At 73.0% G+C, this 24,671-nt stretch carries 22 protein-coding genes and 2 tRNA genes; 21 read left to right on the top strand and 3 right to left on the bottom strand.

The features are described 5' to 3' along the window. Window positions 1–92 precede the first annotated feature (92 nt). Window positions 93–1,433, top strand: a complete 1,341-nt coding sequence (locus LQK89_RS10285; RefSeq protein WP_231049040.1) for a glycosyltransferase family 2 protein — start codon at window positions 93–95, stop codon at window positions 1,431–1,433. Window positions 1,434–1,646: 213 nt separating this feature from the next. Here the strand turns inward: LQK89_RS10285 and LQK89_RS10280 are convergent, their stop codons facing one another. Further along, the gene (locus LQK89_RS10280) at window positions 1,647–3,035 is read right to left on the bottom strand and encodes a glycosyltransferase (RefSeq protein WP_231049039.1); all 1,389 of its coding nucleotides are present in this window, start codon (window positions 3,033–3,035) and stop codon (window positions 1,647–1,649) included. A 313-nt stretch (window positions 3,036–3,348) separates the two neighbouring features. On the opposite strand from LQK89_RS10280, the gene LQK89_RS10275 reads away from it, so the two are divergent. The 9 genes from LQK89_RS10275 (at window position 3,349) to LQK89_RS10235 (ending at window position 10,061) form a co-directional block, all read left to right on the top strand. Then, window positions 3,349–4,638 (top strand): ABC transporter substrate-binding protein, encoded by a 1,290-nt coding sequence (locus LQK89_RS10275; protein WP_231049038.1) that lies wholly within the window; start codon window positions 3,349–3,351, stop codon window positions 4,636–4,638. Between the two features lie 157 nt (window positions 4,639–4,795). Next, window positions 4,796–5,770 (top strand): carbohydrate ABC transporter permease, encoded by a 975-nt coding sequence (locus LQK89_RS10270; RefSeq protein WP_058741711.1) that lies wholly within the window; start codon window positions 4,796–4,798, stop codon window positions 5,768–5,770. Next, complete coding sequence (locus tag LQK89_RS10265) at window positions 5,767–6,678, top strand: carbohydrate ABC transporter permease (protein WP_058741712.1); 912 nt, start codon at window positions 5,767–5,769, stop codon at window positions 6,676–6,678. The genes LQK89_RS10270 and LQK89_RS10265 overlap by 4 nt, the downstream gene beginning before the upstream one ends. 7 nt (window positions 6,679–6,685) lie before the next feature. After that, window positions 6,686–7,093, top strand: coding sequence for a hypothetical protein (locus LQK89_RS10260; protein WP_231049037.1), 408 nt, complete (start codon window positions 6,686–6,688; stop codon window positions 7,091–7,093). 13 nt (window positions 7,094–7,106) lie between these two features. Then, window positions 7,107–8,120 (top strand): LacI family DNA-binding transcriptional regulator, encoded by a 1,014-nt coding sequence (locus LQK89_RS10255; protein WP_231049036.1) that lies wholly within the window; start codon window positions 7,107–7,109, stop codon window positions 8,118–8,120. Between the two features lie 188 nt (window positions 8,121–8,308). Further along, a complete protein-coding gene (locus LQK89_RS10250) occupies window positions 8,309–8,941 on the top strand; it encodes an MBL fold metallo-hydrolase (RefSeq protein ID WP_231049035.1) in 633 nt (210 codons plus the stop codon). A 129-nt stretch (window positions 8,942–9,070) separates the two neighbouring features. Then, a tRNA-Glu gene (locus LQK89_RS10245) sits at window positions 9,071–9,146 on the top strand. Between the two features lie 67 nt (window positions 9,147–9,213). Beyond that, window positions 9,214–9,286, top strand: a tRNA-Glu gene (locus tag LQK89_RS10240). A gap of 226 nt (window positions 9,287–9,512) precedes the next feature. Beyond that, on the top strand, window positions 9,513–10,061 hold the full coding sequence (locus tag LQK89_RS10235) for an FAD-dependent monooxygenase (RefSeq protein WP_231049034.1): 549 nt from the start codon (window positions 9,513–9,515) through the stop codon (window positions 10,059–10,061). Window positions 10,062–10,342: 281 nt separating this feature from the next. On the opposite strand, the gene LQK89_RS10230 is transcribed toward LQK89_RS10235, so the two are convergent. Beyond that, the gene (locus LQK89_RS10230) at window positions 10,343–11,452 is read right to left on the bottom strand and encodes an NAD(P)-binding domain-containing protein (protein WP_231049033.1); all 1,110 of its coding nucleotides are present in this window, start codon (window positions 11,450–11,452) and stop codon (window positions 10,343–10,345) included. A gap of 119 nt (window positions 11,453–11,571) precedes the next feature. Between LQK89_RS10230 and LQK89_RS10225 the strand changes: the two genes are divergently transcribed. The 7 genes from LQK89_RS10225 to LQK89_RS10195 all read left to right on the top strand — a co-directional run bounded on the left by LQK89_RS10225 (window position 11,572) and on the right by LQK89_RS10195 (window position 18,852). Next, window positions 11,572–13,077, top strand: a complete 1,506-nt coding sequence (locus tag LQK89_RS10225; protein WP_231049032.1) for a pyridoxal phosphate-dependent decarboxylase family protein — start codon at window positions 11,572–11,574, stop codon at window positions 13,075–13,077. Next, window positions 13,074–14,462 (top strand): lysine N(6)-hydroxylase/L-ornithine N(5)-oxygenase family protein, encoded by a 1,389-nt coding sequence (locus LQK89_RS10220; RefSeq protein ID WP_231049031.1) that lies wholly within the window; start codon window positions 13,074–13,076, stop codon window positions 14,460–14,462. The genes LQK89_RS10225 and LQK89_RS10220 overlap by 4 nt, the downstream gene beginning before the upstream one ends. Then, window positions 14,459–16,780 carry a GNAT family N-acetyltransferase gene (locus LQK89_RS10215; RefSeq protein ID WP_231049030.1) on the top strand — a complete coding sequence of 774 codons (2,322 nt, stop codon included), beginning with the start codon at window positions 14,459–14,461 and terminating at the stop codon, window positions 16,778–16,780. The genes LQK89_RS10220 and LQK89_RS10215 overlap by 4 nt, the downstream gene beginning before the upstream one ends. Window positions 16,781–16,862: 82 nt before the next feature. Beyond that, window positions 16,863–17,333 carry a RidA family protein gene (locus LQK89_RS10210; protein WP_083519960.1) on the top strand — a complete coding sequence of 157 codons (471 nt, stop codon included), beginning with the start codon at window positions 16,863–16,865 and terminating at the stop codon, window positions 17,331–17,333. An 84-nt stretch (window positions 17,334–17,417) separates the two neighbouring features. Further along, the gene (locus LQK89_RS10205; RefSeq protein WP_231050784.1) at window positions 17,418–17,864 is read left to right on the top strand and encodes a fluoride efflux transporter FluC; all 447 of its coding nucleotides are present in this window, start codon (window positions 17,418–17,420) and stop codon (window positions 17,862–17,864) included. Continuing rightward, complete coding sequence (locus LQK89_RS10200) at window positions 17,861–18,250, top strand: fluoride efflux transporter FluC (protein ID WP_058742008.1); 390 nt, start codon at window positions 17,861–17,863, stop codon at window positions 18,248–18,250. Before LQK89_RS10205 ends, LQK89_RS10200 begins: the two co-directional genes overlap by 4 nt. Continuing rightward, window positions 18,247–18,852: a histidine phosphatase family protein gene (locus LQK89_RS10195; RefSeq protein ID WP_058742009.1), complete on the top strand. Its 606-nt coding sequence runs from the start codon at window positions 18,247–18,249 to the stop codon at window positions 18,850–18,852. Before LQK89_RS10200 ends, LQK89_RS10195 begins: the two co-directional genes overlap by 4 nt. A gap of 192 nt (window positions 18,853–19,044) precedes the next feature. Here the strand turns inward: LQK89_RS10195 and LQK89_RS10190 are convergent, their stop codons facing one another. After that, window positions 19,045–20,112: an FUSC family protein gene (locus LQK89_RS10190; protein WP_144800840.1), complete on the bottom strand. Its 1,068-nt coding sequence runs from the start codon at window positions 20,110–20,112 to the stop codon at window positions 19,045–19,047. A 227-nt stretch (window positions 20,113–20,339) separates the two neighbouring features. On the opposite strand from LQK89_RS10190, the gene leuC reads away from it, so the two are divergent. Genes leuC through LQK89_RS10170 form a run of 4 tightly spaced genes read left to right on the top strand, consistent with a single transcriptional unit; the run spans window position 20,340 to window position 24,607 of the window. Beyond that, entirely contained in the window at window positions 20,340–21,791 is a 1,452-nt protein-coding gene (gene leuC, locus LQK89_RS10185) for a 3-isopropylmalate dehydratase large subunit (RefSeq protein ID WP_231049029.1), read from the top strand. Then, a complete protein-coding gene (leuD, locus tag LQK89_RS10180; protein WP_114850093.1) occupies window positions 21,791–22,387 on the top strand; it encodes a 3-isopropylmalate dehydratase small subunit in 597 nt (198 codons plus the stop codon). Before leuC ends, leuD begins: the two co-directional genes overlap by 1 nt. Next, window positions 22,387–23,754, top strand: a complete 1,368-nt coding sequence (murA, locus tag LQK89_RS10175) for a UDP-N-acetylglucosamine 1-carboxyvinyltransferase (protein ID WP_058742013.1) — start codon at window positions 22,387–22,389, stop codon at window positions 23,752–23,754. The genes leuD and murA overlap by 1 nt, the downstream gene beginning before the upstream one ends. 4 nt (window positions 23,755–23,758) lie before the next feature. After that, window positions 23,759–24,607 (top strand): lysophospholipid acyltransferase family protein, encoded by an 849-nt coding sequence (locus tag LQK89_RS10170; RefSeq protein ID WP_231049028.1) that lies wholly within the window; start codon window positions 23,759–23,761, stop codon window positions 24,605–24,607. Window positions 24,608–24,671 lie beyond the last annotated feature (64 nt).

Below are 24,671 nucleotides of genomic sequence, written 5' to 3'. Positions count from 1 at the left end.
CGGTCGCGGCAAACCGCACGGCTCGGCGACCGTCGCCGCAACCGTCGCCCGGGTCGCTTGACCCGTCCCGGCCCGCTGCCGAGCATCGGGACGTGACCCCGAGCCGGACCAGCCCGATCGCCAGCAGCGTCCTGACGCTCCGCCCTGCGCTGCCGCGCGCCGACGAACCGACGTGGGCCGGAGCCGCCTGGGTCGGCGCCGTCGACCGACCGACGGCGCTCGCCGCGACGACGGTCGCGCTCGCAGGAGCCGACGGCTTCCGTCGCGCCCGCCTGCTCGTCCGCGACGGGCTCGAGATCGCCGGCTCCGTCGACGTGTCCGTCACCCCGGACGGGGACCTGGACCCGGCCGAGCTGGGACGGGCGCTGCGCGCGCTGCCGGCCACGATCCTCCCGGCCGACACCGGCCCCGCACCCGTGGGGCGCGTCTCCGTCGTGATCGGGACCCGCGACCGGCCGGAGGACCTGCGGACCTGCCTGCGGTCCGTCCTCGCGTCGACGTGGCCCGACCTCGAGGTGGTCGTCGCGGACAGCGCGCCGACCACGTCGGCGACGCGGGACGTGGTCGCCTCGATCGCGGATCCTCGTGTCACCTACGTCCTGGAGGCACGGCCTGGCGTCGCGCGGGCACGGAACGCCGGGCTCGCCGTCGCCACGGGCGAGGTGGTCGCGTTCACCGACGACGACGTCGTCGTCGACCCCGACTGGGTGACGGCCGTCGCGGGCGCGTTCGCGCGCGACGCGGACGTCGCGTGCGTGACGGGGCTCGTGCCGAGCGCGGAGCTCCGGACGCCCACGCAGCGGTGGTTCGACGAACGCGTGACCTGGGCACGGAACACCCGGCGCCGGGTCTTCCGGGCCGCTGAGCCGCCCGCCGACCTGCCGCTCTTCCCGTTCTCGGTCGGGGCGTTCGGCACCGGGGCGAACGTGTCCCTCCGGCGCTCGGCCGCGGTCGCGCTCGGCGGGTTCGACGACGCCCTCGGCGTGGGGACGCCGACGAAGGGCGGCGAGGACCTGGACGTGTTCGTCCGGGTGCTGTCCTCGGGTGCGGCGCTCGCGGTCGAGCCCTCGGCCGTGGTGTGGCACCGGCACCGCTCGGAGCCGGCGGCGCTGCGCGCGCAGGCGGTCGGCTACGGCGCCGGGCTCGGGGCGTGGGTCACGAAGCTCGTGCTCCACCCGCGGACGGCGCTCGCCGTGGTGCGGCGTGCGGTCCCGGCGCTGCGGCGGCTCGGGTCGCTCGGGCAGGACGACGGTGGGCGGTCGGCCGGTGCTCCTGGCGCGGTGGGTGCGGATGCACCGGGGACGGCACGGTCCGGCGCGTGGGCGGCCGACGAGGAGCTCCGTGCGGCGACGGCGGGGTTGCGGCGGATCGAGCTGACCGCGGCGCTCGGCGGCCCGTGGCGGTACCTCGTGTCGCGGCGCGCACGACGCTGACGCGGGGCGCTCGCGCGCGGGGTCGGCGCGCGCGAGCCGTCCTCCCGCGGGCCGTCGTGGCGCGGGTCGTCGTGGCGCGGGTCGAACCACGGATGCGACGTCGAACCAGGGAGGGGCGCTGGTTCGACGTCGCATCGCTGGTTCGACGCAGCCGGGCGCGGCGGGCGGCGGGCGGCGCGCGACGGGCGCGGGCAGCGGGGCGCCCCGCGCGCGTCAGGCGCCGGTGTGCCTCCGCTCGACCTCGCGCCAGGCGCGACGGCTGCGCAGCCACGCGGCCGGTCCCGCCGGGAACCCCCGGAGCTCGTGGAACGCCAGAGACCGCGGCACACGCGTCGGCGGCACGGTCGACGGGGTCACGGACGCCGCCGGGGTGCTCCCACGTCGGACGAGTCGGCCGAGCACCCGGCCCGCCATCGCCCGGGCCGCCGGGGGAGCGAGCCGCACCAGGGCTGCCAGGTGCCGACGGTCCGCCGACACGAGTGCGCAGAGCAGCGCCGTGAAGCCCACACCGTTCGCGTGCAGCTGCGCGTGCAGTCCGGCCAGGTCCGGCCGGTGCCGGTGGTGCACGACCGCGCGCGGCTCGACGCCGATCCGCCCACCGCGCCACAGGACGTCGATGAACATCGCGAGGTCCTCGCCGCCGCGTGCGGGGACGCCGGCACCGAGCACCGGGTCGAACCCGCCGACGCGGTCGAACACGCTCCGACGCACCGCCCAGTTCGCACCGGCACCGTACCCGCCCACGCCGTACACCGGGAACCGCCGACGGACCGAGCCGTCGGCCGCCACGGCGGAGACCCGTGCGTGCCGCAGGGCCCCGGGAGCGTCCTCGGGCACCAGGGTCAGCGGGTCGAAGGTGCGCTCGCCGCTGAACCCGCCGTAGTACGCCTCGTACCAGATCTGCGCGGGGGTCTCGAGCTCGGCCGGCAGGATCATGCCCGTGACCGCGTCCAGCTCGGGTTCCTGGACGAACCGGGTACCGATCATCCGGAGCCACCGCGGGTCGACGCGGACGTCGTCGTCCGTGAAGGCGACGACCTCGCCCGTGGCCGCCGCGACACCGGCGTTCCGTCCGGCGGAACAGCCCGGGCGACGCTCGACGACGAGTCGCACGTCGTGCCCCGCGAGCAGTCCGGGCAGCGGGTCCTCGGCGGGGACCGCGACACGGTTGTCGACGACGACGACCTCGTAGGACGGGTAGTCGAGTGCCGCGAGGTGGTCGAGCAGCCGCGCGATGTCGGCCAGGCGCGTCACGATCGTCGAGACCACGACGGAGACGGACGGCAGCGCGGCGTCCGGTACCGCGGACGTGCCGGCGGTCCAGCCGGTCGGCACGACGGACGAGCCGGCGTGCGGGCCGTCCGATGTGCCGGCGCGCGCATCGGCGGGACCCGCGGCGAGGGCTGCGATCGCCCGCCCGGCATCGGCCGGGTCGTCGGTCAGTGCGACGTCGAGCGTCGTCACGGGGTGGCCGTCGCGGTACCCGACCACGAGCGCGGTCGCCCCGCGGTCGTCGGCGACGAGGTCCGGGAGCGGGGCGTCCAGGTCCACACGGACCACCCGTCGGGGACCGGGGGTCGACACGGGCGTGAGCAGGGCCATGTCCGGACGGTACCGAGCAGTGCGGGAGACGGACAATGCCCGACGAGCGCCGTGGCGGGGTTCCCACGCGGTTCCTGCGTGGTTCCGCAGTCAGAACGTCTCAGATTCCGCGCTGCCGGGGAAGTGAGCGCTCACCAGGGAAAACCGTCCACCGGGTGGAGATCACGGGCAGGTCACGATCTCTTTGCAACCGGTTGCGAAGATCTTCTGGATGGGCGTAGCTTCCTCCTCCAGCAGGCAGCGCCGCCTGCTCCAGGCCGCGTCGTCGCACCCGATCGACGCCCCCTGGTGATCTCGATGAGGAGACAACGCTGTGCAGAAATCTCGCGCCAAGGTGCGCCTCGCATCCGTCGCCGGGGTCGCCGTCATCGGCCTCGTGCTCACCGGTTGCTCGTCCGGCGGCTCGGCCAGCTCGAACGACGCTTCGAACGGCCAGGACAGCCGCGGACCGATCACGTACGTGCAGGGCAAGGACAACTCGAACGTGGTCCGCCCGCTGATCGAGAAGTGGAACGCCGCCCACCCGGACGAGAAGGTCACGTTCAAGGAGCAGTCCGACCAGGCCGACCAGCAGCACGACGACCTCGTGCAGCACTTCCAGGCCAAGGACGCGAACTACGACGTGGTCGACGTCGACGTCGTCTGGACCGCGGAGTTCGCCGCGAAGGGCTGGCTGACCCCGCTCACCGGCAAGATGAAGATCGACACGTCGAAGCTCCTGCCGTCCACGGTCAAGACCGCGACGTACAACGACACGCTCTACGCCGCACCGCAGACCTCCGACGGTGCGCTGCTCTACTACCGCAAGGACCTGGTCAAGACGCCCCCGACCACGTGGGACGAGATGATGAAGGACTGCGACATCGCCAAGCAGGCCGGCATCGGCTGCTACGCCGGTCAGTTCGCGAAGTACGAGGGACTGACCGTGAACGCCTCCGAGGCGATCAACGGCTCCGGCGGTTCGGTCCTGAACAAGAGCGGCTCGCCCGACGTCGACACGGCCGACGCGAAGGCCGGTCTGCAGAACCTGGTCGACGCGTTCAAGGACGGGAACATCCCGGCCGAGGCGATCACCTACCAGGAGGAGCAGGGCCGCACCGCGTTCGAGAGCGGCAAACTGCTGTTCCTGCGCAACTGGCCGTACGTCTACAACCTCGCGAAGACCGACGGGTCGAGCACGGTGAAGGACACCTTCGGCATCGCGCCGATCCCCGGCAAGGACGGCACGGGCGCCTCGACGCTCGGCGGCCACAACGCCGCGATCAGCGTGTACTCGAAGCACAAGGCGACCGCGCACGACTTCCTCGAGTTCCTGGAGTCGAACGAGACGCAGAAGTTCTTCGCGACGCAGGGCTCGCTGGCCCCGGTCGTCGGTGACCTGTACACCGACTCCGAGCTCACGTCGAAGCTGCCGTACCTGCCCACCCTGCTGAAGTCGATCGAGTCGGCCGAGCCGCGTCCGGTGACGCCGTTCTACCCGGCCGTGACGAAGGCGATCCAGGACAACTCCTACGCCGCGCTCAAGGGCTCGAAGAGCGTCGACGAGGCCGTCAAGGACATGCAGGCCGCGCTCAAGACCGCGACGAGCGGCAACAGCAACTGACCGTGGTCCGCGGCTGACGCCGCAGCGGACGGGAGGATCGTGGCGGTCCCGCCACGATCCTCCCGTCCGCCCCCACATGCGTCCCGACACCCGGCAAGGAGGCCGCCACGTGTCCGCAGCAACCGAGATCCCCGCCGCCATCCCGAACCCACAGGGGATGGAGCCGCCGAAGCGGCGGAAGGGCGGACTGAACGCCGAGCACGGCCGGTGGGCCGTGTACCTGATCGGCCCGACGATCGTGCTCCTCGCGATCGTCATCGGCTACCCCGTCGTCAGCGCCGTCATCCAGTCGTTCCAGCTCGACGCCGGACTCGACAAGGCGACCGGCCTGTTCGTGCAGGGCGGGTTCGCCGGCGTCACGAACTACGTGCACTGGCTCGCACAGCAGTGCGGCAACACCACCTGCCCGCCCGGCAACCTCGGCTCGCAGTTCTGGGTGTCGATGGGCAACACGGTCTTCTTCACCGTGGTGACCGTCGCGCTCGAGACCGTCATCGGCGTGTGGATGGCGATCATCATGAACCGCAACTTCAAGGGCCGCGCCTTCGTCCGTGCCGCGATCCTGGTGCCGTGGGCCATCCCGACCGCCGTCACCGCGAAGCTCTGGTACTTCATCTTCGACGCGAACGGCGTGCTCAACCACGTGCTCGGGCAGCAGATCCTGTGGACGTCGAGCGAGTGGGCGTCCCGCTGGGCGATCATCATCGCCGACACCTGGAAGACGACGCCGTTCATGGCGCTCCTCATCCTCGCCGGGCTGCAGCTCATCCCGGAGGAGGTCTACGAGGCCGGGAAGATGGACGGCGCCTCCACCGTGCAGCGCTTCGTCAACATCACGCTGCCGCTCATCAAGCCCGCGCTCATGGTCGCCGTCCTGTTCCGCGTGCTCGACGCGCTGCGCATGTACGACCTGCCGGCGATCCTCACGGGCGGCGGCGGTGGCTCGGGCAACGCGACGACCACGCTGTCGATCCTGGTCGTCGACCAGATCCGGCAGGGCTTCAACTCCGCCTCGGCACTCTCCACCATCACGTTCCTGGTGATCTTCCTCGTCGCGTTCGTCTTCGTCCGGTTCCTCGGCGCGAACGTCGTGCAGACCCAGGCCGCCCAGCAGAAGGGTGAACTCAAGTGACGCTCGCAGCAGACCGACCCCGCTCGGCCGCCCGTTCCCGCGACCACGCCACCGACCGGTCGCAGGTGCGGGTCAAGCGGCACACCGGCCCGCGGCTCCGCACCGGCATCCAGGCCGTGGTCATCGCCGTGTGGTGCCTGCTGCCGTTCTACTGGATGGTCGTCACGAGCTTCCGGGACGTCGGCTTCACGTTCGACGCCACCCCGTGGCCGACCCACGTCACGCTCGACAACTACGCGACGGCGTTCTCGACGGCGCTCGGCAACCATCTCGGCCGTGCGCTGCTGAACAGCCTGCTCATCGGCGGCGTGGTCACGATCATCGCGCTGCTCGTCGGCACGAGTGCGGCGTACGCGCTGGCCCGGCTCGAGTTCAAGGGGAAGTCGCTCATCGCAGGCGCAATCCTCGCCGCGTCGATGTTCCCGGGTGTCGCGCTCATCTCGCCGCTGTTCCAGCTGTTCACGGACATCGGCTGGATGGGCACCTACCAGGCGCTCATCCTGCCGAGCATCTCGTTCGTGCTGCCGCTGACCGTCTACACGCTCGCGTCGTTCTTCCGCGAGATGCCGTGGGACCTCGAGGAGGCGGCCCGCATCGACGGGTGCACCCGGGTTTCGGCGTTCCGGCGGATCATCCTGCCGCTCGCCGCGCCCGCCGTGTTCACGACCGCGATCCTGGCGTTCATCTCGTCCTGGAACGAGTACCTCATCTCGTCCCAACTGTCGTCGGACGCCACCCAGCCGGTCACCGTCGCGATCGCGTCGTTCGCCGGGTCGCAGCCGCACCAGGAGCCGTACACCGCGGTGATGGCGGCGGGCACGATCGTCACGATCCCGCTCGTCATCCTCGTGCTCGTGTTCCAGCGACGCATCGTGGCCGGCCTCACCGCCGGTGGCGTGAAGGGCTGACGGAGTCATGGCACAGCGAGGACCCACCCGTCCCACCGCCCGGATCGAGGAGGCGATCGGCTTCGCCGGCACCTTCGGCGTCCTGTTCCTCGGCGTCACGGTGTTCTGCGAGGTCACCGGACGCCCCGCGCTCGGCTGGGCGATGACCCTGCTCGTCTGCGTGTTCGCCGTGGTGGTGCTCGACCGGTGGCGGGCCTCCGTCCTCCGGCGGCACGCGGCGGCGACCGGTGTCGTCGACGGGATCGGTGGGGCGGGACCGGCGGGCGGTCGGCCCGGGTCCTCCCGGACCGGCGTCGACCGGACCGGCGACGACCGGGCCGCGTCGGACCGGACCGCGTCGGCTTCCGCACCGGCGTCGCCGGCCGCGGTCCGGACCCGGCCCGTCGCGGACGCGACGCACGGCGCCGACGGCTGACGGGCCTCCCGGCATGCCCATGGGGATCCAGGAGATCGCGACCGTCACGGGCCTGTCCAAGTCGACCGTGTCCCGCGCGCTGCGGGGGATGCCGACGGTGGCGGACGCCACCATCGACCAGGTGCGGCGGGTCGCCGACGAGCTCGGGTACGTGCCGAGCTCGGCGGCGGCCGGACTCGCGACCGGACGGCAGCGGGCCGTCGGGGTGGTGGTCCCGGTGATCGACCGGTGGTTCTACGTGCGGGCCCTCGGCGGGGTCGACGCGGAGCTGCGGCGGGCCGGGTACGACCTCGTGCTCTACAACCTCGGCGGTCCCGGCGGCGACCGTGGTCGGGCGTTCCGGCGCTCGATGCTCCGGCACCGCGTCGACGGCCTCGTGCTGCTCTCGCTCGTGCTCGACGAGACCGAACGCGCCGAGCTCGAGCTCACCCGGCACCCGATGATCGTGATCGGGGGCCCCGCGCCCGGGCTCCGGAACGTCGGGGTCGACGACCTCGCCGTCACCGAGACCGCGATCGGGCACCTCGCCGGGCTCGGCCACCGCGAGGTCGCGTACCTCGGCGGCCAGGACGAGGACGGCATGAACGTCGCCGTGCCGTACCTGCGCCGGGACGGGTTCGCGGACGCGATGCACGCGCGGGGCCTCGACGTCCGCGCGGACCGGCTGCTCGACGGACGGTTCTCGTTCGCCGGGGGAGTGGCGGCCGGCGCGGACCTGTTCGACCGAGACCCGGCGGACCGTCCCACGGCGGTGTTCTGCGCCTCGGACGAGATGGCGCTCGGGGTGCTGCTCGCGGCGTCGCGGGCCGGGCTGTCGGTCCCGGGGGACGTGTCCGTGATGGGCATCGACGGCCACGAGTACGGCGCGGTCGTCGGGCTGACCACGGTGGCGCAGGACCCGGAGGCGCAGGGCCGCGCGGCCGCACGGGCCGTGCTCGCCGAGGTCGACGGCGGTTCGGCGGGGCCGTTGCCCGCGGCGCCGGCGGAGCTCGTGGTGCGCACGTCGACGGCGGCCCCGCGGCGGTAGGGCGCGGGGCGCGGCGGCGGCGCGGGGTGGCGCGCGGGCCGGTCCGTGGTGCGGCGTGCTGCCGCACAACCGGAAGCACGCCGCGCCGTCGAAGTCCGTGGCACGGTGTGCTTCTGGTTGTGCCGAGGCCCGCCCGACCCGGCCCGCCGGCCCGACCGGCTCGGCGCTCCGGGCGTAGGGTCGCCGGCGTGGAGGTCACCAAGCTCGAGCACGCCTGCCAGGTCGTCCGGTCCGGGAACGCCCGCCTGGTGCTCGACCCCGGCGAGTTCACCCGCCCGGTCGAGGTCACCGGGGTCGTCGCCGTCGTCGCCACGCACCAGCACCCCGACCACGTCACGGCCGAGCAGGTCCGCCGGATCCTCGCACGCAACCCGGACGCGGTCGTCCTCGGACCGCCCGGGGTCGCCACGGACCTCGCCGACGCCGGGATCACCGTGGACGTGGTCACCGACGGCGACCACCGCGAGGTCGGCCCCTTCACCCTCGACTTCCACGGCACGCGGCACAACGTGATCCACGCGTCCGTCCCCGTCGTCGACAACACCGGCGTGCTCGTGGACGGCCGGCTGTTCCACCCGGGCGACGCCTACACGGTGCCGGGGGTCCCGGTCGAGGTCCTCGCCGCACCCGTCGGCGCCCCCTGGCTCAAGGTCGCCGAGATGATGGACTGGATCGCCGCGGTCGCACCGCGCCGTGCGTACCCGATCCACGAGGCGACGCTCTCCGCGGTCGGCTTCGCGATGCACACAGGCCGCCAGCGCGAGGCGCTCGGCGACGGGGAACTCGTGGTGCTGCAGCCGGGCGACGTGCTGCAGGTCTGACCCGACACCGGCCTGGAGGCACGCCCCACCACCCACGGATCGGCCCGCTCCGGACGCGGCACACCCGGGCGACACGCCTCGTTTTGGCAGTGCGCGGCTGCTGTGCCATACTTATCGGGTTGTCGGAACGGCCCCATCGTACAGCGGCCTAGTACGTCGCCCTCTCACGGCGGTAACGCGGGTTCGAATCCCGCTGGGGTCACCAAGAGCAGGTCACTTCGGTGCCTTGCCTCCGTGTCCGACAACACGTGTGCTCCGTCCGCGGAGACCACGGCCCCATCGTACAGCGGCCTAGTACGTCGCCCTCTCACGGCGGTAACGCGGGTTCGAATCCCGCTGGGGTCACACACCACGAACCCCCGTCGAGCTCCGGCTCGGCGGGGGTTCCGTCGTTCCCGGACTGTGTCGCCGCCGGGCTCCGAGCTCCGAGCTCCGAGCGCTGCTTGCGCGCTGCTGCCCGTGCGTCGCGCGTCTCCGGTCGCTCGTCGATTGAGCAGAAGACTTCGGACATCCGGATCCGAGGGCGATCCTCGCGTACGCAGCCGAGGGCGACCAGGACGACCTGGGCGACGTGGACAGCCGGGACCGATCGGCCGTCGTCGCGGCCCTCGCCCGTCGGTACGAGGGTGTCGGGTGGGAGACCGACCGTGTCCTCGGGGGCTTCGCCACCACCGACGACCTGTACGTCGACCGCCTGACCCAGATCCGGATGCCGTCCTGGCGGCGCGGGCGTGTCGCCCTGGTCGGCGACGCCGCGTGGTGCGTCACGCCGATGGGCGGCGGCGGGGCGTCACTCGCCCTGACGAGCGGCTACGTCCTCGCCGCGTCCCTGGCCGCCCAGCTCTTCGACGACACCGCAGCCCGTGACGACACGTCGTCCGCGTCCGTCGAGCGGGCGCTGGCGGCCTTCGACGACTGGATGCGTCCGCTCGTCGACGACGTGCAGGGCATCCCGAGCGGCGTCGTGCGGTTCGCCTACCCGCGCAGCCGGGTCGGACTCGCGGTACGGTGGGCCGTCGACGCGCTGCTCCTGTCGACGCCGCTCCGCTCGCTGGCCGCGCGGGTGACCCGGGTCGCGGACACCGACCGGCCGCTCCCACCGCTCACCGTGGCCTCCTGAGGCGCCCTCCTGCGCGCCGGACGCCGCCGAGCCCGCGAGCCTCCGCCGGATCCGAGGGCGTCTCGCTGCGCTGGAGGCGTCTCGCGGACTCGGGGCGTCTCGCAGGCGCAGGGCGCGGGAGCGGGAGCGGGTGCACGTGCGTCCGGCGTCGCGACCCGACCAGGCGACGGACGGGAGGCGCGGGGCGGGCTGGCGCCGTCCTCCCTCGCAGGCTCGGTCGGCGCAGCCCGCGTGCCGCTGGCGCGTCACCGCTGAGCGTGCCGCGCCCGCCCGCCCTGTGGTCACGTCGCGGACGGGACCGGCGCGCCGTCGAGGAACCGCGCGACCTCGCGGGCGGCCGCGCGTCCCGCGCGGTTCGCGCCGATCGTGGACTGCGACGGTCCGTAGCCGACCAGGTGCACACGGGGGTCCGCCGTGACCTGCGTCCCGGTCATCGGGATGCCGCCGAGCGGGCCGCGCAGCCCGAGCGGCGCGAGGTGGTCGAGGTCGGCGCGGTAGCCCGTCGCCCAGAGGACGACGTCGACCGAGGTGGACGACCCGTCCTGCTCGACGACCCCGTGCGGCCCCATCCGCGTGAACATCGGCCGCCGGTCGAGCACGCCGCGCTCCCGGGCAGCCACGGCGTAGTCGGTCCAGATCAGGCCCGTGTAGGACACGATGCTGCCCGGGGTGCGACCGGCCATGACGTCCGCCGCGACCCGGCGCTCGACGTCGACCCCGTCGAGCTCGTGGACGAAGTCGCCCGGCAGGAACACCGGCTCGCGGCGGGTGTACCAGACGGTGTCGGTCACCCGGCTGACCTCCTCGAGGAGCTGCACGGCCGAGATCCCGCCACCGACGACCGCGACGCGCCGGCCGCGGAAGTGCTCGGCGTCGACGTAGTCCCGGCTGTGCAGCTGCTCGCCGGTGAACCGCTCGGCACCGGGCACGTCCGGGACGACCGGGGTGTCCCAGGTGCCGGTGGCGTTCACGACCGCACGGACCTGCCAGTCGCCGCGTTCCGTCTCGACGAGCAGCGGCGCCGTGGTCGTCGCCCCGAGGGACCGGACGGCGCGGACGTGCACCGGGCGGTGGACCGGCAGGTGCTCGTGCTCCTCGTACGCCGCGAAGTACCGGGGGACCGCCGTGCGGCTCGGCTCCTCGGGGTCGATCGGTGGCACGGGCATGCCGGGCAGGTCGAAGATGCCGTTCACGGTGCGCATCCGGAGCGACTCCCAGCGGTGCTGCCACGCCCCGCCCGGCCGCGCGTTCGCGTCGAGCACGACGACGCTCCGTCCCGCCGGGTCGCCGTCCGGGACGAACCCGCGTCGGACGAGGTGGTGCGCTGCCGACAGTCCGGCCTGCCCGGCCCCGACGACGGCGACCGACGCGGTGGCGGGGGCAGCGGGCACGGTCCGACGATAACCCGGCGGGTGCGTCGCCTGCTCCGGGGGACAGTCCCGCCAGAACGACCGTTCTTCCCCCGAACGCGGGTACCGGCGGGCCGCAGGTAAGGATAGCCTTCCCTAACGTGAACGCCTCCGAACCACAGCTCGAGATCCTCGACACCGCCCGGGCCGACCGCTACCGGGCCGTCGTCCACACCGCCGTCGACCGGACCGCGGACCGCTTCGCGTCGGTCACCGCGCCGACCACCGACACCCCGGCCGCCGTGCTCCGGGACCGGATCGCCGCGATCGACCTCGACCGCCCGCTCGGGACCGCCGAGGCCGCCGTCGCGGAGGTCGACACGCTCTTCTGCGCCGAGGCGGTCTGGTTCCACCACCCCGACTCCCTCGCACACCTCAACTGCCCGGTCGCGGTGCCCGCCGTCGCCGCGGAGACGGTGCTCGCGGCCGTGAACCCCTCGGTCGACACCTGGGACCAGTCGCGCATCGGCACCGACATCGAACGGCGCGTGGTCCGCTGGGCCGCCGGGACGATCGGCTTCGCGGACGGGGACGGGATCTTCACCTCCGGCGGGACCCAGTCGAACCTGCACGCCCTGCTGCTCGCACGGCAGGCCGCCACGAGCCGGACGGGCCGGGCCGGTCGCCGTCCGGCGCTCGACGACCTGGTCGTGTTCGCCACCGCGTCGAGCCACTTCAGCGTCCGCAAGTCGGCGATGCTCCTCGGGCTCACCGAGCACGCCGTCGTCGACGTCGCGGCCGACGCCGCCGGCCGCATGCGCCCCGACGCCCTGGCCCACGCCGTCGCGGACGCCCGCCGCGAGGGCCGCACGCCGATGGCCGTCGTCGCCACCGCCGGGACGACCGACCGCGGGTGCATCGACCCGCTCGAGCCGATCGCGGACGTGTGCGACCTCGAGGACGTCTGGCTGCACGTCGACGCTGCGTACGGGTGCGGACTGCTCGTGTCCCCGACGCGCCGGCACCTGCTCGACGGGATCGAACGGGCGCGGAGCGTCACCGCGGACTTCCACAAGTCGTTCTTCCAGCCGGTGTCATCGAGCGCGCTGCTCGTGCGGGACCCGGCGGACCTGGGCCGTGCGGCCTGGCACGCCGACTACCTGAACCCCGCGGACGCCGACGAACCGAACCAGGTCGACAAGTCGCTCCAGACGACCCGGCGCTTCGACGCGCTCAAGCTCTGGGCGACGCTGCGGGCGAGCGGTGCGACCGCGATCGGCCGGGCGTTCGACACCGTGCTCGACGTGACCGAGCAGGTGCACGAGCACGTGGGTGCGCACCCGGACCTGGTGCTCGTCGCGCCGACCCAGCTGAGCACGGTGCTGTTCCGCTGGCAGCCGGACGGGGTCGTCGACGCCGATGCGGACGTCCTCGTCGCACCCCTACGCGCCGCACTGCTCGCCGAGGGGCGGGTGCTCGTCGCGAAGACCGTGGTCGACGGTCGGCCGTGCAACAAGCTCACGCTGCTCGACCCCGGGACGAGCGCCGAGCAGGTCGTCGCGGCGCTCGACCACGTGGTCGCGACCGCGGAGCGCCTGCACGCGGAGCGCACCGCGACGACGACGAACCACCTCCGCACCACCGAGCCGACGGGAGCGAACCGATGACCCCGACCCCGACCCCGACCACGGGCACCGTCCACGACCTCGTCGGCGTCGGCATCGGCCCCTTCAACCTCGGCCTCGCCTGCCTGACGGACCCGATCGCCGACCTCGACGCCGTGTTCCTCGACCGGGCCGACGGCTTCGCCTGGCACCACGGCATGATGCTCGACGACGCCACGATCCAGGTGCCGTTCCTCGCCGACCTCGTGACGATGGCCGACCCGACCTCGCCGTACTCGTTCCTCGCCTGGCTCAAACGGACCGGGCGGCTCTACCCGTTCTACATCCGCGAGGACTTCCACCCCCTGCGCAGCGAGTACGACGCCTACTGCCGGTGGGCCGCCGACCAGCTCGACACCCTCCGCTGGGGCCGCCGGGTCGTCGCCGTCGAGCACGACCCCGAGACCGACCTGTTCACGGTGCACGCCGAGACCCCGACCGGGCCCGAGACCTACCGCGCCCGCCACGTCGTCACGGGCATCGGCACCGAGCCGGCGGTTCCCGAAGCCCTCCGCGACCTGGGCGGCCCCGTCGTGCACTCCGCCGGGTACCTGCCCGCCCGCGAGGACCTTCGCCGCGCCGACTCGATCGCCGTCGTCGGCAGCGGGCAGTCCGCCGCCGAGGTCTACCGCGACCTGCTCGAGGGCATCCGCGACGGCGGGTACCGCCTCGACTGGATCACCCGCTCGCCCCGGTTCTTCCCGATGGAGGACACCAAGCTCACCCTCGAGATGACGAGCCCGGAGTACACCGACCACTTCCACGCGCTGCCGCCCGACGAGCGCGACCGCCTCGGTCGCGAGCAGCGCGGGCTGTACAAGGGCATCAGCGCCGACCTCGTCGACACGATCTACGACACGCTCTACCGGATCAGCGCCCACGGACCCGTCCCCACGACGCTCCGCACGGACACGAGCGTGGTCGCGGCAGAGTGGCTGCCCGACCGCGACCGCTTCCGCCTGACGCTCCGGCACGCGCAGCTCGGCACCGAGGCGACGCACGAGGTCGCCCGGCTCGTCCTCGCGACCGGGTACCGCCCCCGCACGCCCCACTTCCTCGCCCCTGTCGAGCACCTCGTCGCCCGCGACGAGCGCGGCCGGTTCGCGGTCGCCCGCGACCTGCACGTCGACACCCTGGGCGGCCGCATCTGGGTGCAGAACGCCGAGGAGCACACGCACGGCCTGACCGCGCCCGACCTCGGGATGGGCGCGTGGCGGAACGCGTCGATCATCCGGTCCGTCACGGGGCGCGCCGTGTACGGCCTGGAGGATCGGATCGCCTTCCAGGAGTTCGGCCTGCCCGGCGGGCGGCCGGTTCCCGGAGCGTCGCCGGTGGCGGCGAGCGCCGCCACCACGCGCCTCCCGCAGGCCGCGGGGGTGCGCGCGTGAGCGCCCGCACGGCCGAGCGCGACCTGGCGCGCGCAGCCACGGGCCTCCTGTCCGTCGAACCCGTGGACCCGGGACGGGACGCCGCCCTGCTGCGATCCTGGCTGGCGGACCCCGCGTCGTCCTGGTGGGGGATGGCGGACCGCGACGTGGACGCGGTCCGGACGTACCTGACGGCGGTGCGCGACGACCCGGCGCAGGCGGGGTGGCTGCTCCGCCGCGACGGCGCGCCGATCGCCTACGCCGAGACGTACGACCCGGCCGTCGTGCTGCTCACCGACGTGTGGGACGCCGAACCGGACGACGTCGCCATGCACCTGCTCGTCGCGCCGCCGCCCGCCGAGGGACGGGTGCACGGCCTGACGAGCGCGGTGATGCGGGCGGTCGTCGAGCACTGCCGCGACGTGCTCGGCGCGCGCCGCGTCGTCGTCGAGCCGGACGTGCGGAACACGGCCGTGCAGCGGAAGAACGCCGAGGTCGGGTTCCGAGCACTCCGCGTCGTGGACGTCGACGGCAAGCGGGCGCTCCTCTCGGTGCTCGACACCGCGCGCATCGGGGTGCCGGACGACGGCGGGCCGGCGGCGCACCTGCGGCCAGAGCACCTGGAGCCCGCGGAACGGCACCTCGTCGCGAAGGCGATCGCCGAGTTCACCCACGAGCGGTTGACCGCGCCGCGTGTGGACGGTGACGGGTGGGCGCTCGACGCGGGGGACTCGACCTACCGGTTCCGGGCGCGGGTGCACACGCTCGAGCACTGGGTGCTCGACGAGGACTCGCTGACCCGGACGCGTGACGGCGTCCCCGCGCCGCTCAGTGCGCAGGAGCTCGTGCTCGACCTGCGGGACGTGCTCGGGGTCCCGGACGCGATGCTCGGCACCTACCTGGACGAGATCGCGTCGACGCTGGCGAGCGCGTCGGCGAAGCACCGGCGAGGTGGGCCGTCCGCGGCGCAGCTGGCGCGCGGGCGGACGGACGGCGACGTCGTCGCGTCGTTCCAGGACGCCGAGGCCGCGATGACCGAGGGGCACCCGGCCTTCGTCGCCGCGAACGGGCGGATCGGGTTCGGGCTCGACGAGTACCACGCCCACGCCCCGGAGGCGGGCGCCCGCTTCCGCTACCGGTGGCTCGCCGCACGGCGGGAGCACACGCACCTGGCGCTCGCCGCGGACCGCACCGAGCACGACCACTGGGCCGCCGAGCTCGACGCGGCGACCGTCGCAGACTTCCACGCGACGCTCGAGCGCCGCGGCCTCGACCCCGACGGGTACACCTGGTTCCCGGTGCACCCGTGGCAGTGGCAGCACCGGATCGCCGTGACCTTCGCGCCCGACCTCGGTCGGCAGGACCTCGTCGACCTCGGCGAGGGACCCGACGAGCACCAGCCGCAGCAGTCGATCCGCACGGCGTTCAACCGGAGCCGTCCCGCGCGCTCGTACGTCAAGACGGCGCTCGCCGTGCAGAACATGGGGTTCCTCCGCGGCATGTCGCCCGCGTACATGCGGACGACCCCTGCCGTGAACGACTGGGTCGCCGGACTCGTCGACGCCGACCCCGTGCTCGCCGACGCCGGCTTCGGCGTGCTCCGCGAGCACGCCGCCATCGGGTACACCGGGGACGCGCACCACCGCGTCGACGTGGCGTCACCACAGCGGAAGATGCTCGCCGCGCTCTGGCGGGAGAGCCCCGTGCCGCGGCTGGGGCCGGGGGAGCGGCCGATCACCATGGCCGCCCTGCTGCACCGGGACGCGCGCGGTCGCTCGGTGGCGGCTGCCCTCGTCGCACAGTCGGGCCTCGACGCCGCGGACTGGGTGCGCCGGTACCTCGACGCGTACCTCCGACCCGTCGTGCACTGCCTCACCGAGCACCAGCTGCTCTTCATGCCGCACGGCGAGAACCTCGTGCTCGTGCTGCGCGACGGCGTGGTCTCCCGGGTGTTCATGAAGGACGTCGGGGAAGAGGTGGTGGTCGTCGGCGACGTCGCCGTCCCGGTCGGCACCGAGCGGATCGTGCACCCGGTCGACGACGCCGAGGCGGCCCTCGGCGTGTTCACCGACGTGTTCGACGGGGTGCTCCGGTACCTCGCCGCGATCCTCGACGAGGACGGGGTCCTGCCCGGTGCGACGTTCTGGCGGTTGGTCGGCGCGTGCGTGGACGACGCCGTCGTGGGCCGTGCGCGACCGCTCGACCTGCGGGCGCCGGACTTCGAGCACTCGTGCCTGAACCGGCTCCAGCTGCGGAACACCCTGCAGATGGTGGACCTGTCCGCGCAGACGGAGTCGCTCATCCGAGCGGGGCGGATGCCGAACCCGATCGGGCGCTGAGCGCGGGCGGCGCCGGGCCGCGCCGTGCTGCGCCGGGTCGTGCCGTCGCGCCGGCCCGGCGCGGCTCTGCCAGGCTGGGGCCATGACCGGTGTCGTCCAGCTCGTCCGATCCGACCGACTCAGTGACGTCGCCGAGTACGCGTACGCGGCGACCGCACCCGCCGACGCCCGCCTGGTGTTCGCGGCCGGGGCGTGCCCGCTCGACGAGCAGGGTCGGACCGTGGCGGTCGGGGACCACCGCGGCCAGGCCGCCCGGTGCATGGCCAACCTCGAGACGGCGCTCGCCGCAGCGGGAGCGGGACTCGGTGACCTGCTCCACACGCGGGTGCTCGTGGCGTCCTCGCGGCAGGAGGACCTCGTCGCCGCGTGGCAGGTGGTCCGTGCGGCGATGGGCGACCACGACGTGCCGAGCACCCTGATGGGTGTCACCGTCCTGGGCTACGACGACCAGCTCGTCGAGGTCGAGGGCGTCGCCGCGGTCCGGGACGGAAGCGGTATCGTCGGGATGTCGTCAGACCCGGCAGTGGGGCCTGCCGGACCCAACCGCGGCTGAGCCGCCAACGGTCCCTGTTCCGAGATGAGTGCACGTGTGCGATGCCGCGTGCTCGGTGACAGGAGACCCGTGACGACCAGACCCATGACGACCGCGACCGACCGCCCCCCGCACCGCCGCTGGCGGTACCTCTTGCTCGTCGCCCTCGGCGGCGCGATCGGCACCGGTGCCCGTGCGGCGCTCGCCGCGGCCCTGCCCGCGGTCGACGGCCTGAGCTGGACGATCCTCGCGATCAACGTCGTCGGGGCGCTCTGCCTGGGCGCGCTGCTCGAGTCGCTCGCGCACCGCGGCCCCGACGTCGGTGCGCGCCGCACCGTCCGCCTGTTCGTCGGCACGGGTGTCCTCGGCGGCTTCACGACGTACTCGACGCTCGCCGACGACACCGCGAAGCTCCTCGACGTCGGCCGGTGGGGCGCGGGCACCGGGTACGCGCTGCTGTCGGTCGCGCTCGGGGTGGTGGCCGCGGCCGCGGGTGCGTGGCTCGCCGGAGCCCGCCGCTCGCGCCGCGCCCGGACGGAGGACGCCCGGTGAGCCCCCTCGAACTCCTCGTCGTCTCGCTCGGCGGCGGCCTGGGCTCCGCGCTCCGCTTCGCACTCGACGGCACCGTGAAGGCGCGGGTGGCACGGGCCGCGCTGGGGTGGTTCCCGGTCGGCACGATGCTCATCAACGTCACCGGATCGCTCGTGCTCGGGGTCGTGACCGGGCTCGGCGAGGCGGGCACGCTCGGCCTGCCGCTGGTCGCGGTCCTCGGGACGGGCATGATGGGCGGGTACACGACGTTCTCGACGGCGAGTGTCGAGACCGTGCAGCTGTTCCGGTCCGGGAAGCCCGGGCCCGCCGTGCTCAACGGCCTCGGGATGCTCGTCGTCTCGGTCGGCGCGGCTGCGCTCGGCCTGTACCTCGGAAGGAACACATGACCTCGGAACGCCCCGGCGAACTCGTCCTCGTCCGCCACGGAGAGACGGAGTGGTCGAAGAGCGGTCAGCACACCGGCCGCACCGACATCCCGCTCACCGAGAACGGCATCGAGCAGGCGAAGCGCGCCGGACGCTACCTGGCGGACCGGACGTTCGCGCTCGCGCTGTCGAGCCCGCTCGAACGCGCCCGCGAGACCGCGCGGCTCGTCGGTGTCGACCCGGAGCTCGACGAGGACCTGTACGAGTGGGACTACGGCGCGTACGAGGGCTTGACCACCCCGCAGATCAAGGTCAAGCGGCACGGACCCTGGGACCTCTGGACCGACGGCGTCCCCGCAGGCGACACCCCGGGGGAGAACGCCGCCGAGGTCCGCGTCCGCGTCGAGCGCGTGCTGAACCGGGTGCGCCCGGTCCTCGCCGAGGGGGACGACGCGATCGTGGTCGCCCACGGGCACGTCCTGCGCGCCCTCGGTGCCGCCTGGATCCGCCTCGCGCCGCAGGACGGTGCCGTGCTGAAGCTCGGCACGGCCACGGTGAGCTCGCTCGGCTACGAGCACGGCCGCCCGGTGATCGACTCCTGGAACATCGCACCGCGCGACTGATCCCGGGGGCGGAACGTCCCATCGCACGTGCGATCGGAGGACGATCCGCGCATGGACAGCCGGAACGAATGGCCTTCCATGCGCAGATCGTCCTCCTTCGCGCGGAACAGCCTCCGACGCGCGGAACAGCTTCCGACGCGCGGAAGAGCCTCCGACGCGCGGATCGGCCGAGCAGACCACCCGCCTCGCGGCTCAGACCGTGCGGATCGCGCCCGTCGCGCCGAGCGCCCGGCCCCGCCGACGCTCGATCAGCCGCCCGACCACGAGGAGTGCGACGCTCACCACGGCGCCGAGCGTCGTCTGCGCGATCCGGTCGAGCGCGAGGAGCTCCGGCGCCTCGGGCAGGCTCAGCCACGACACCGCGAGCGCGAGCGGCGTGAGGAACAGCAGCGTCACGGCGTAGTGCCGCGCGACGAAGATCTCGGCGAAGAACTGCCCGACGACCGCGATCACGACGATCCACCACGCCGAGGGCTCCAGGAGCAGGATCCCGACGGCGACCACGGTCCCGCCGATCGTGCCGATGACGCGCTGGAACGCGCGCCGGACGGTGTGCCGCTGCCGGATCGCGGGCAGGGTCGACACCACGGCGACGACCGCCCAGTACGGGTGCCCGAGGGCCGGGACCGACTCCGCGACCGCCCCCGCGACGAGCGCCCCGACGACGTTCAGCCCGACGGTCTCCCACAGTGCCGGCGTCCGCAGGACCGCGAACGACCGGTGCTTGTGCGGCGCGATCGGACGGAACACGTGCGGTGCGCGCGGGTGCAGCACGAGCCGGATGACCGCGCCGGACATCGCCACGAGCCACGCCCACACGACCGAGCCGACGATGATCGTCGCGACGAGCGGCAGGTCCGCCGGGCGCACCGGGACGAGGGCCGACACGCAGAACGCGAACACTGGGAAGATCGGCTGGGCCGGGATCGTCTGCAGCGTGCTGAGGGTGCACACCGCGACGACGAGCACCACGACGAGCCCGGTGCCCTGCAACCACAGCGGCGCGCCGGACATCGACACCGCGATGCCGGCGGCCATGCACGCGGCCTGCAGCAACCCCGCGATGCCGGTGGTCACCATCCGCTGTCGGTACGGCTCGGTCGCGCCGAAGATCGCGGTGAACCCGGCGAACATCGCGAACGCCGCGTACCCGGGCATCCCGAGCGCGATGAGCAGGGCGAGCGGGGCGCCGCCGGCGATCGCGGCGCGGGCTGCGCCCTCGAGGTTGGTGGTCCGGGTCGAGTGCGCAGGTGTCGTCATGTCCTCCCCATCATCCCACCGCGACAGGTGTCGTCCGGGACCGCGGGTGCTCGGCCCGCCCCGGCGCGCGACGCGACCCACCACCGGACGGGAGGACCGTGGCGGCCCCGCCCCGTGCCTCCAGGCTGTCCCGCCCTGGGCACGCGAGTTGGTATACCAACCTGCTAGTCTTGCCGGACCGAGCCGCGCACGCGGCGCATCGACGTCAACGAGGAAGGGCCGGGCCGATGGGAAAGACGCTCGCCGAGAAGGTGTGGGACGACCACGTCGTGGTCAAGGGCGAGGACGGGAACCCGGACCTCCTCTACATCGACCTCCACCTCGTGCACGAGGTCACGAGTCCCCAGGCGTTCGACGGCCTGCGCCAGGCCGGCCGCCCCGTGCGCCGCCTCGACCTGACGATCGCGACCGAGGACCACAACACCCCGACCCTCGCGATCGACCGGCCCATCGCGGACCCGACGAGCCGCACCCAGATCGAGACCCTGCGCCGCAACTGCGCCGAGTTCGGGGTCCGCCTGCACTCGCTGGGCGACAAGGAGCAGGGGATCGTCCACGTGGTCGGCCCGCAGCTCGGCCTGACGATGCCCGGCATCACGGTCGTGTGCGGCGACTCGCACACGAGCACCCACGGCGCGTTCGGCGCGATGGCGTTCGGCATCGGCACGTCCGAGGTCGAGCACGTCCTCGCCACCCAGACCCTGCCGCTCAAGCCCTTCAAGACGATGGCGATCACGGTCGAGGGCACGCTGCGCCCCGGCGTCACGGCGAAGGACATCATCCTGGCGGTCATCGCCCAGATCGGCACCGGCGGCGGACAGGGCTACGTGCTCGAGTACCGCGGCTCCGCGATCCGGGCGCTCTCGATGGAGGGCCGCATGACGATCTGCAACATGTCGATCGAGGCCGGGGCCCGCGCCGGCATGGTCGCCCCCGACCAGACCACCTACGACTACGTGCAGGGCCGCGACCACGCGCCGACCGGCCAGGACTGGGACGACGCCGTCGCGTACTGGGACACGCTCGCGACCGACGACGACGCCGTGTTCGACGCCGAGGTGTTCATCGACGCCGACGCCCTCGAGCCGTTCGTCACGTGGGGCACGAACCCCGGCCAGGGCGTGTCCCTGTCCGAGTCGGTGCCGGACCCCGCGAGCTACAGCGACCCGAACGACCAGGCCGCGGCGCAGCGCGCGCTGGAGTACATGGACCTGCAGGCCGGCACGCCGATGAAGGACATCGCGGTCGACGCGGTGTTCATGGGCTCCTGCACGAACTCCCGCATCGAGGACCTCCGGGCCTTCGCGTCGATCATCAAGGGCCGGTCGAAGGCACCCGGTGTCCGCGTGATGGTCGTGCCGGGGTCCGCCCGGGTCCGGCTCGAGGCCGAGGCCGAGGGGCTCGACCACGTCTTCACGGACTTCGGCGCCGAGTGGCGGTTCGCCGGCTGCTCGATGTGCCTCGGCATGAACCCCGACCAGCTCGCGCCGGGGGAGCGCTGCGCGAGCACCTCGAACCGGAACTTCGAGGGCCGCCAGGGCAAGGGCGGGCGCACCCACTTGGTGTCGCCGCTCGTCGCGGCCGCGACCGCGGTCCGCGGCACGCTCTCCAGCCCGTGGGACCTCGCCACCGATGACGAACTGAACGACGTCGTGAACAGCACCGAAGGGGCCAACTGATGGACAAGATCACCACCGTCACGGGGATCGCCGCCCCGCTGCAGCGGTCGAACGTCGACACCGACCAGATCATCCCCGCGGTGTACCTCAAGCGCGTCACGAAGACCGGCTTCGAGGACGCCCTGTTCGCCGGGTGGCGCCAGGACCCCGAGTTCGTGCTCAACCAGCCCGTGTTCCAGGGCGCCCAGGTGCTCGTCGCCGGGCCGGACTTCGGCACCGGTTCCTCGCGCGAGCACGCCGTCTGGGCGCTCCGCGACTTCGGGTTCCGCGTCGTCGTCTCACCCCGTTTCGCGGACATCTTCAAGGGCAACGCGGGCAAGCAGGGCCTGGTCACCGCGATCGTGACCGAACCGGAAGTCGAGCGGCTCTGGGCCGAGATCGCGGCGAACCCGGGGATCGAGGCGACCGTCGACCTCGTCGCGCAGCGCGTGTCGCTCGGCGCGGTGGACGTGCCCTTCGAGATCGACGCTTACACTCGTTGGCGGTTGATGGAAGGGCTCGACGACATCGGGCTCACCCTCCGTGACGAGTCCTCGATCACGGAGTTCGAATCCCGCCGCTCCAGATGGCGGCCGAAGACATTGCCGGTGAAGTAGTGAACTCCCTCGTACAGGACGCAGCAGCAGCAGGGGCCCGCGTCGGCCTGAAGTCGGACGAGATCGTCATCCGGGGCGGCAAGCCGCTCGTGGGACGCATCGAGGTCCGCGGCGCGAAGAACCTCGCGACCAAGGCGATGGTGGCGTCCCTGCTCGGTGACACCCCGTCGATCCTCAAGGACGTCCCGGACATCTCCGACGTCAAGGTCGTCCGCGGCCTGCTCGAGGTGCATGGTGTGCGCATCACTGATCCTGCACGAGGCGAGCTCATCCTCGACCCGTCGAACGTCGAGTCGGCGCACTTCGCCGAGATCGACGCGCACGCCGGGTCGAGCCGCATCCCGATCCTGTTCTGCGGCCCGCTGCTGCACAAGCTCGGCGAGGCGTTCATCCCCGACCTCGGCGGCTGCCGCATCGGCGACCGGCCGATCGACTTCCACCTCGACGCCCTCCGCGCGATGGGCGCCGTCGTCGACAAGCAGGTCAACGGCATCCACCTGACCGCACCGGACGGCCTCCGCGGCGCGAAGATCGAGCTGCCGTACCCGAGCGTCGGCGCGACCGAGCAGGTCCTGCTGTCCTCGGTCCTCGCCGAGGGCGTGACCGAGCTCCGCAACGCCGCGATCGAGCCCGAGATCATGGACCTCATCGCGATCCTGCAGAAGATGGGCGCGATCGTCACGGTCGAGCCGTCCCGCACGATCTTCATCGAGGGCGTCGAGTCGCTCCGCGGCTACACGCACCGCGCGATCAACGACCGCAACGAGGCCGCCAGCTGGGCCTCGGCCGCGCTCGCCACGAACGGCGACATCTTCGTCGAGGGCGCGGACCAGCAGGACCTCATGACGTTCCTCAACGTCTTCCGCAAGGTCGGCGGCGGGTTCGACGTCCAAGAGGACGGGATCCGCTTCTACCGCGAGCGCGAGGTCCTGCGCCCGGTCGTCGTCGAGACCGACGTGCACCCCGGCTTCATGACCGACTGGCAGCAGCCGCTCGTCGTGGCGCTGACCCAGGCCGAGGGCACGAGCATCGTGCACGAGACCGTCTACGAGAACCGCTTCGGCTTCACCGACGCCCTGAACGAGATGGGCGCCGACATCGTCGTCCACAAGGAGGGGCTGCCAGGCCACGACCGTCGCGTCGCCCGCCGCCCGTTCGAGCAGGCCGCCGTCATCACCGGGCCGACGCCGCTGCACGCCGCGAACGTCCGCGTCCCCGACCTGCGCGGCGGCTTCAGCCACCTCATCGCGGCGCTCACCGCCGAGGGCGAGTCGCACATCACCAACGTCGGCATCATCAGCCGGGGCTACGAGCACTTCATCCCGAAGCTGCGCAAGCTCGGCGCCGACTTCGACTTCGCGGGCTAGGCGCGTGGCTGCTGACGCGGTCGGTCGCGGCCCGGCAGACGGTGCCGGCGACGGCCTGGAGGCACGGCGCACGTCCGCCACGGACGTCACGACGGGTCTGCCCACGCCCGGGCGCCGGTGGCGACGCGGAGAGCTGAACACCGCGTTCCGCATCACCGCCTCCGTCGTGATCCCGGTCTTCCGGTTCTCGGCGCGGTACCACTGGCACGGGTCGAAGCGGCTGCCGGAGGGCGGCGCGTTCGTGCTCGCCCCGAACCACTTCACGAACATCGACCCGCTCGTGGTGGGCACGGCCGTGTGGCTGTCCCGGCGCGCCCCGCGGTTCCTCGCGAAGGCGTCCCTCTTCAAGGTCCCGGTCTTCGGCAAGCTCATGTCGGGGATGGGCCAGATCCCGGTCGAGCGCTCCGGACGCACGCGGCTGAGTGACCCGCTCGGCGGCGGCAGGTCGGTCATCGAGCAGGGCGGTGCGATCATCGTCTACCCCGAAGGGACGCTGACCCGCGACCCCGACCTGTGGCCGATGCGCGGCAAGACCGGCGCGGTGCGGATCGCGCTCGAGAACGACGTGCCGCTCATCCCGATGGCCCACTGGGGTACGCAGGGGATCATGGCGCGGTACGGCAAGAAGCTGAAGCTGTTCCCGCCGACCCGCGTCGACGTGATCGTCGGCGACGAGGTCGACCTGTCGGCGTACCGCGGCCGACCGATCGACCAGCAGATGCTGCTCGAGGCCACCGCGATCGTCATGCAGCGCATCACCGAGCTGCTCGAGGAACTGCGCGGCGAGACGGCTCCCGCCACCCGCTGGGACCCGTCCGCGAACAACCAGAAGGAGACCGGCAAGTTTGAGTGACCACGGCACGGGCCTCCGCCCGCACGAGGACCACCCGGACCCCGCGGTCGCCGCACCCGGCGCG

The sequence above is a fragment of the Curtobacterium sp. C1 genome (genome assembly GCF_021049325.1).
GTDB lineage: Bacteria > Actinomycetota > Actinomycetes > Actinomycetales > Microbacteriaceae > Curtobacterium > Curtobacterium citreum.
This window is presented reverse-complemented; position numbering and strand designations above follow the sequence as displayed.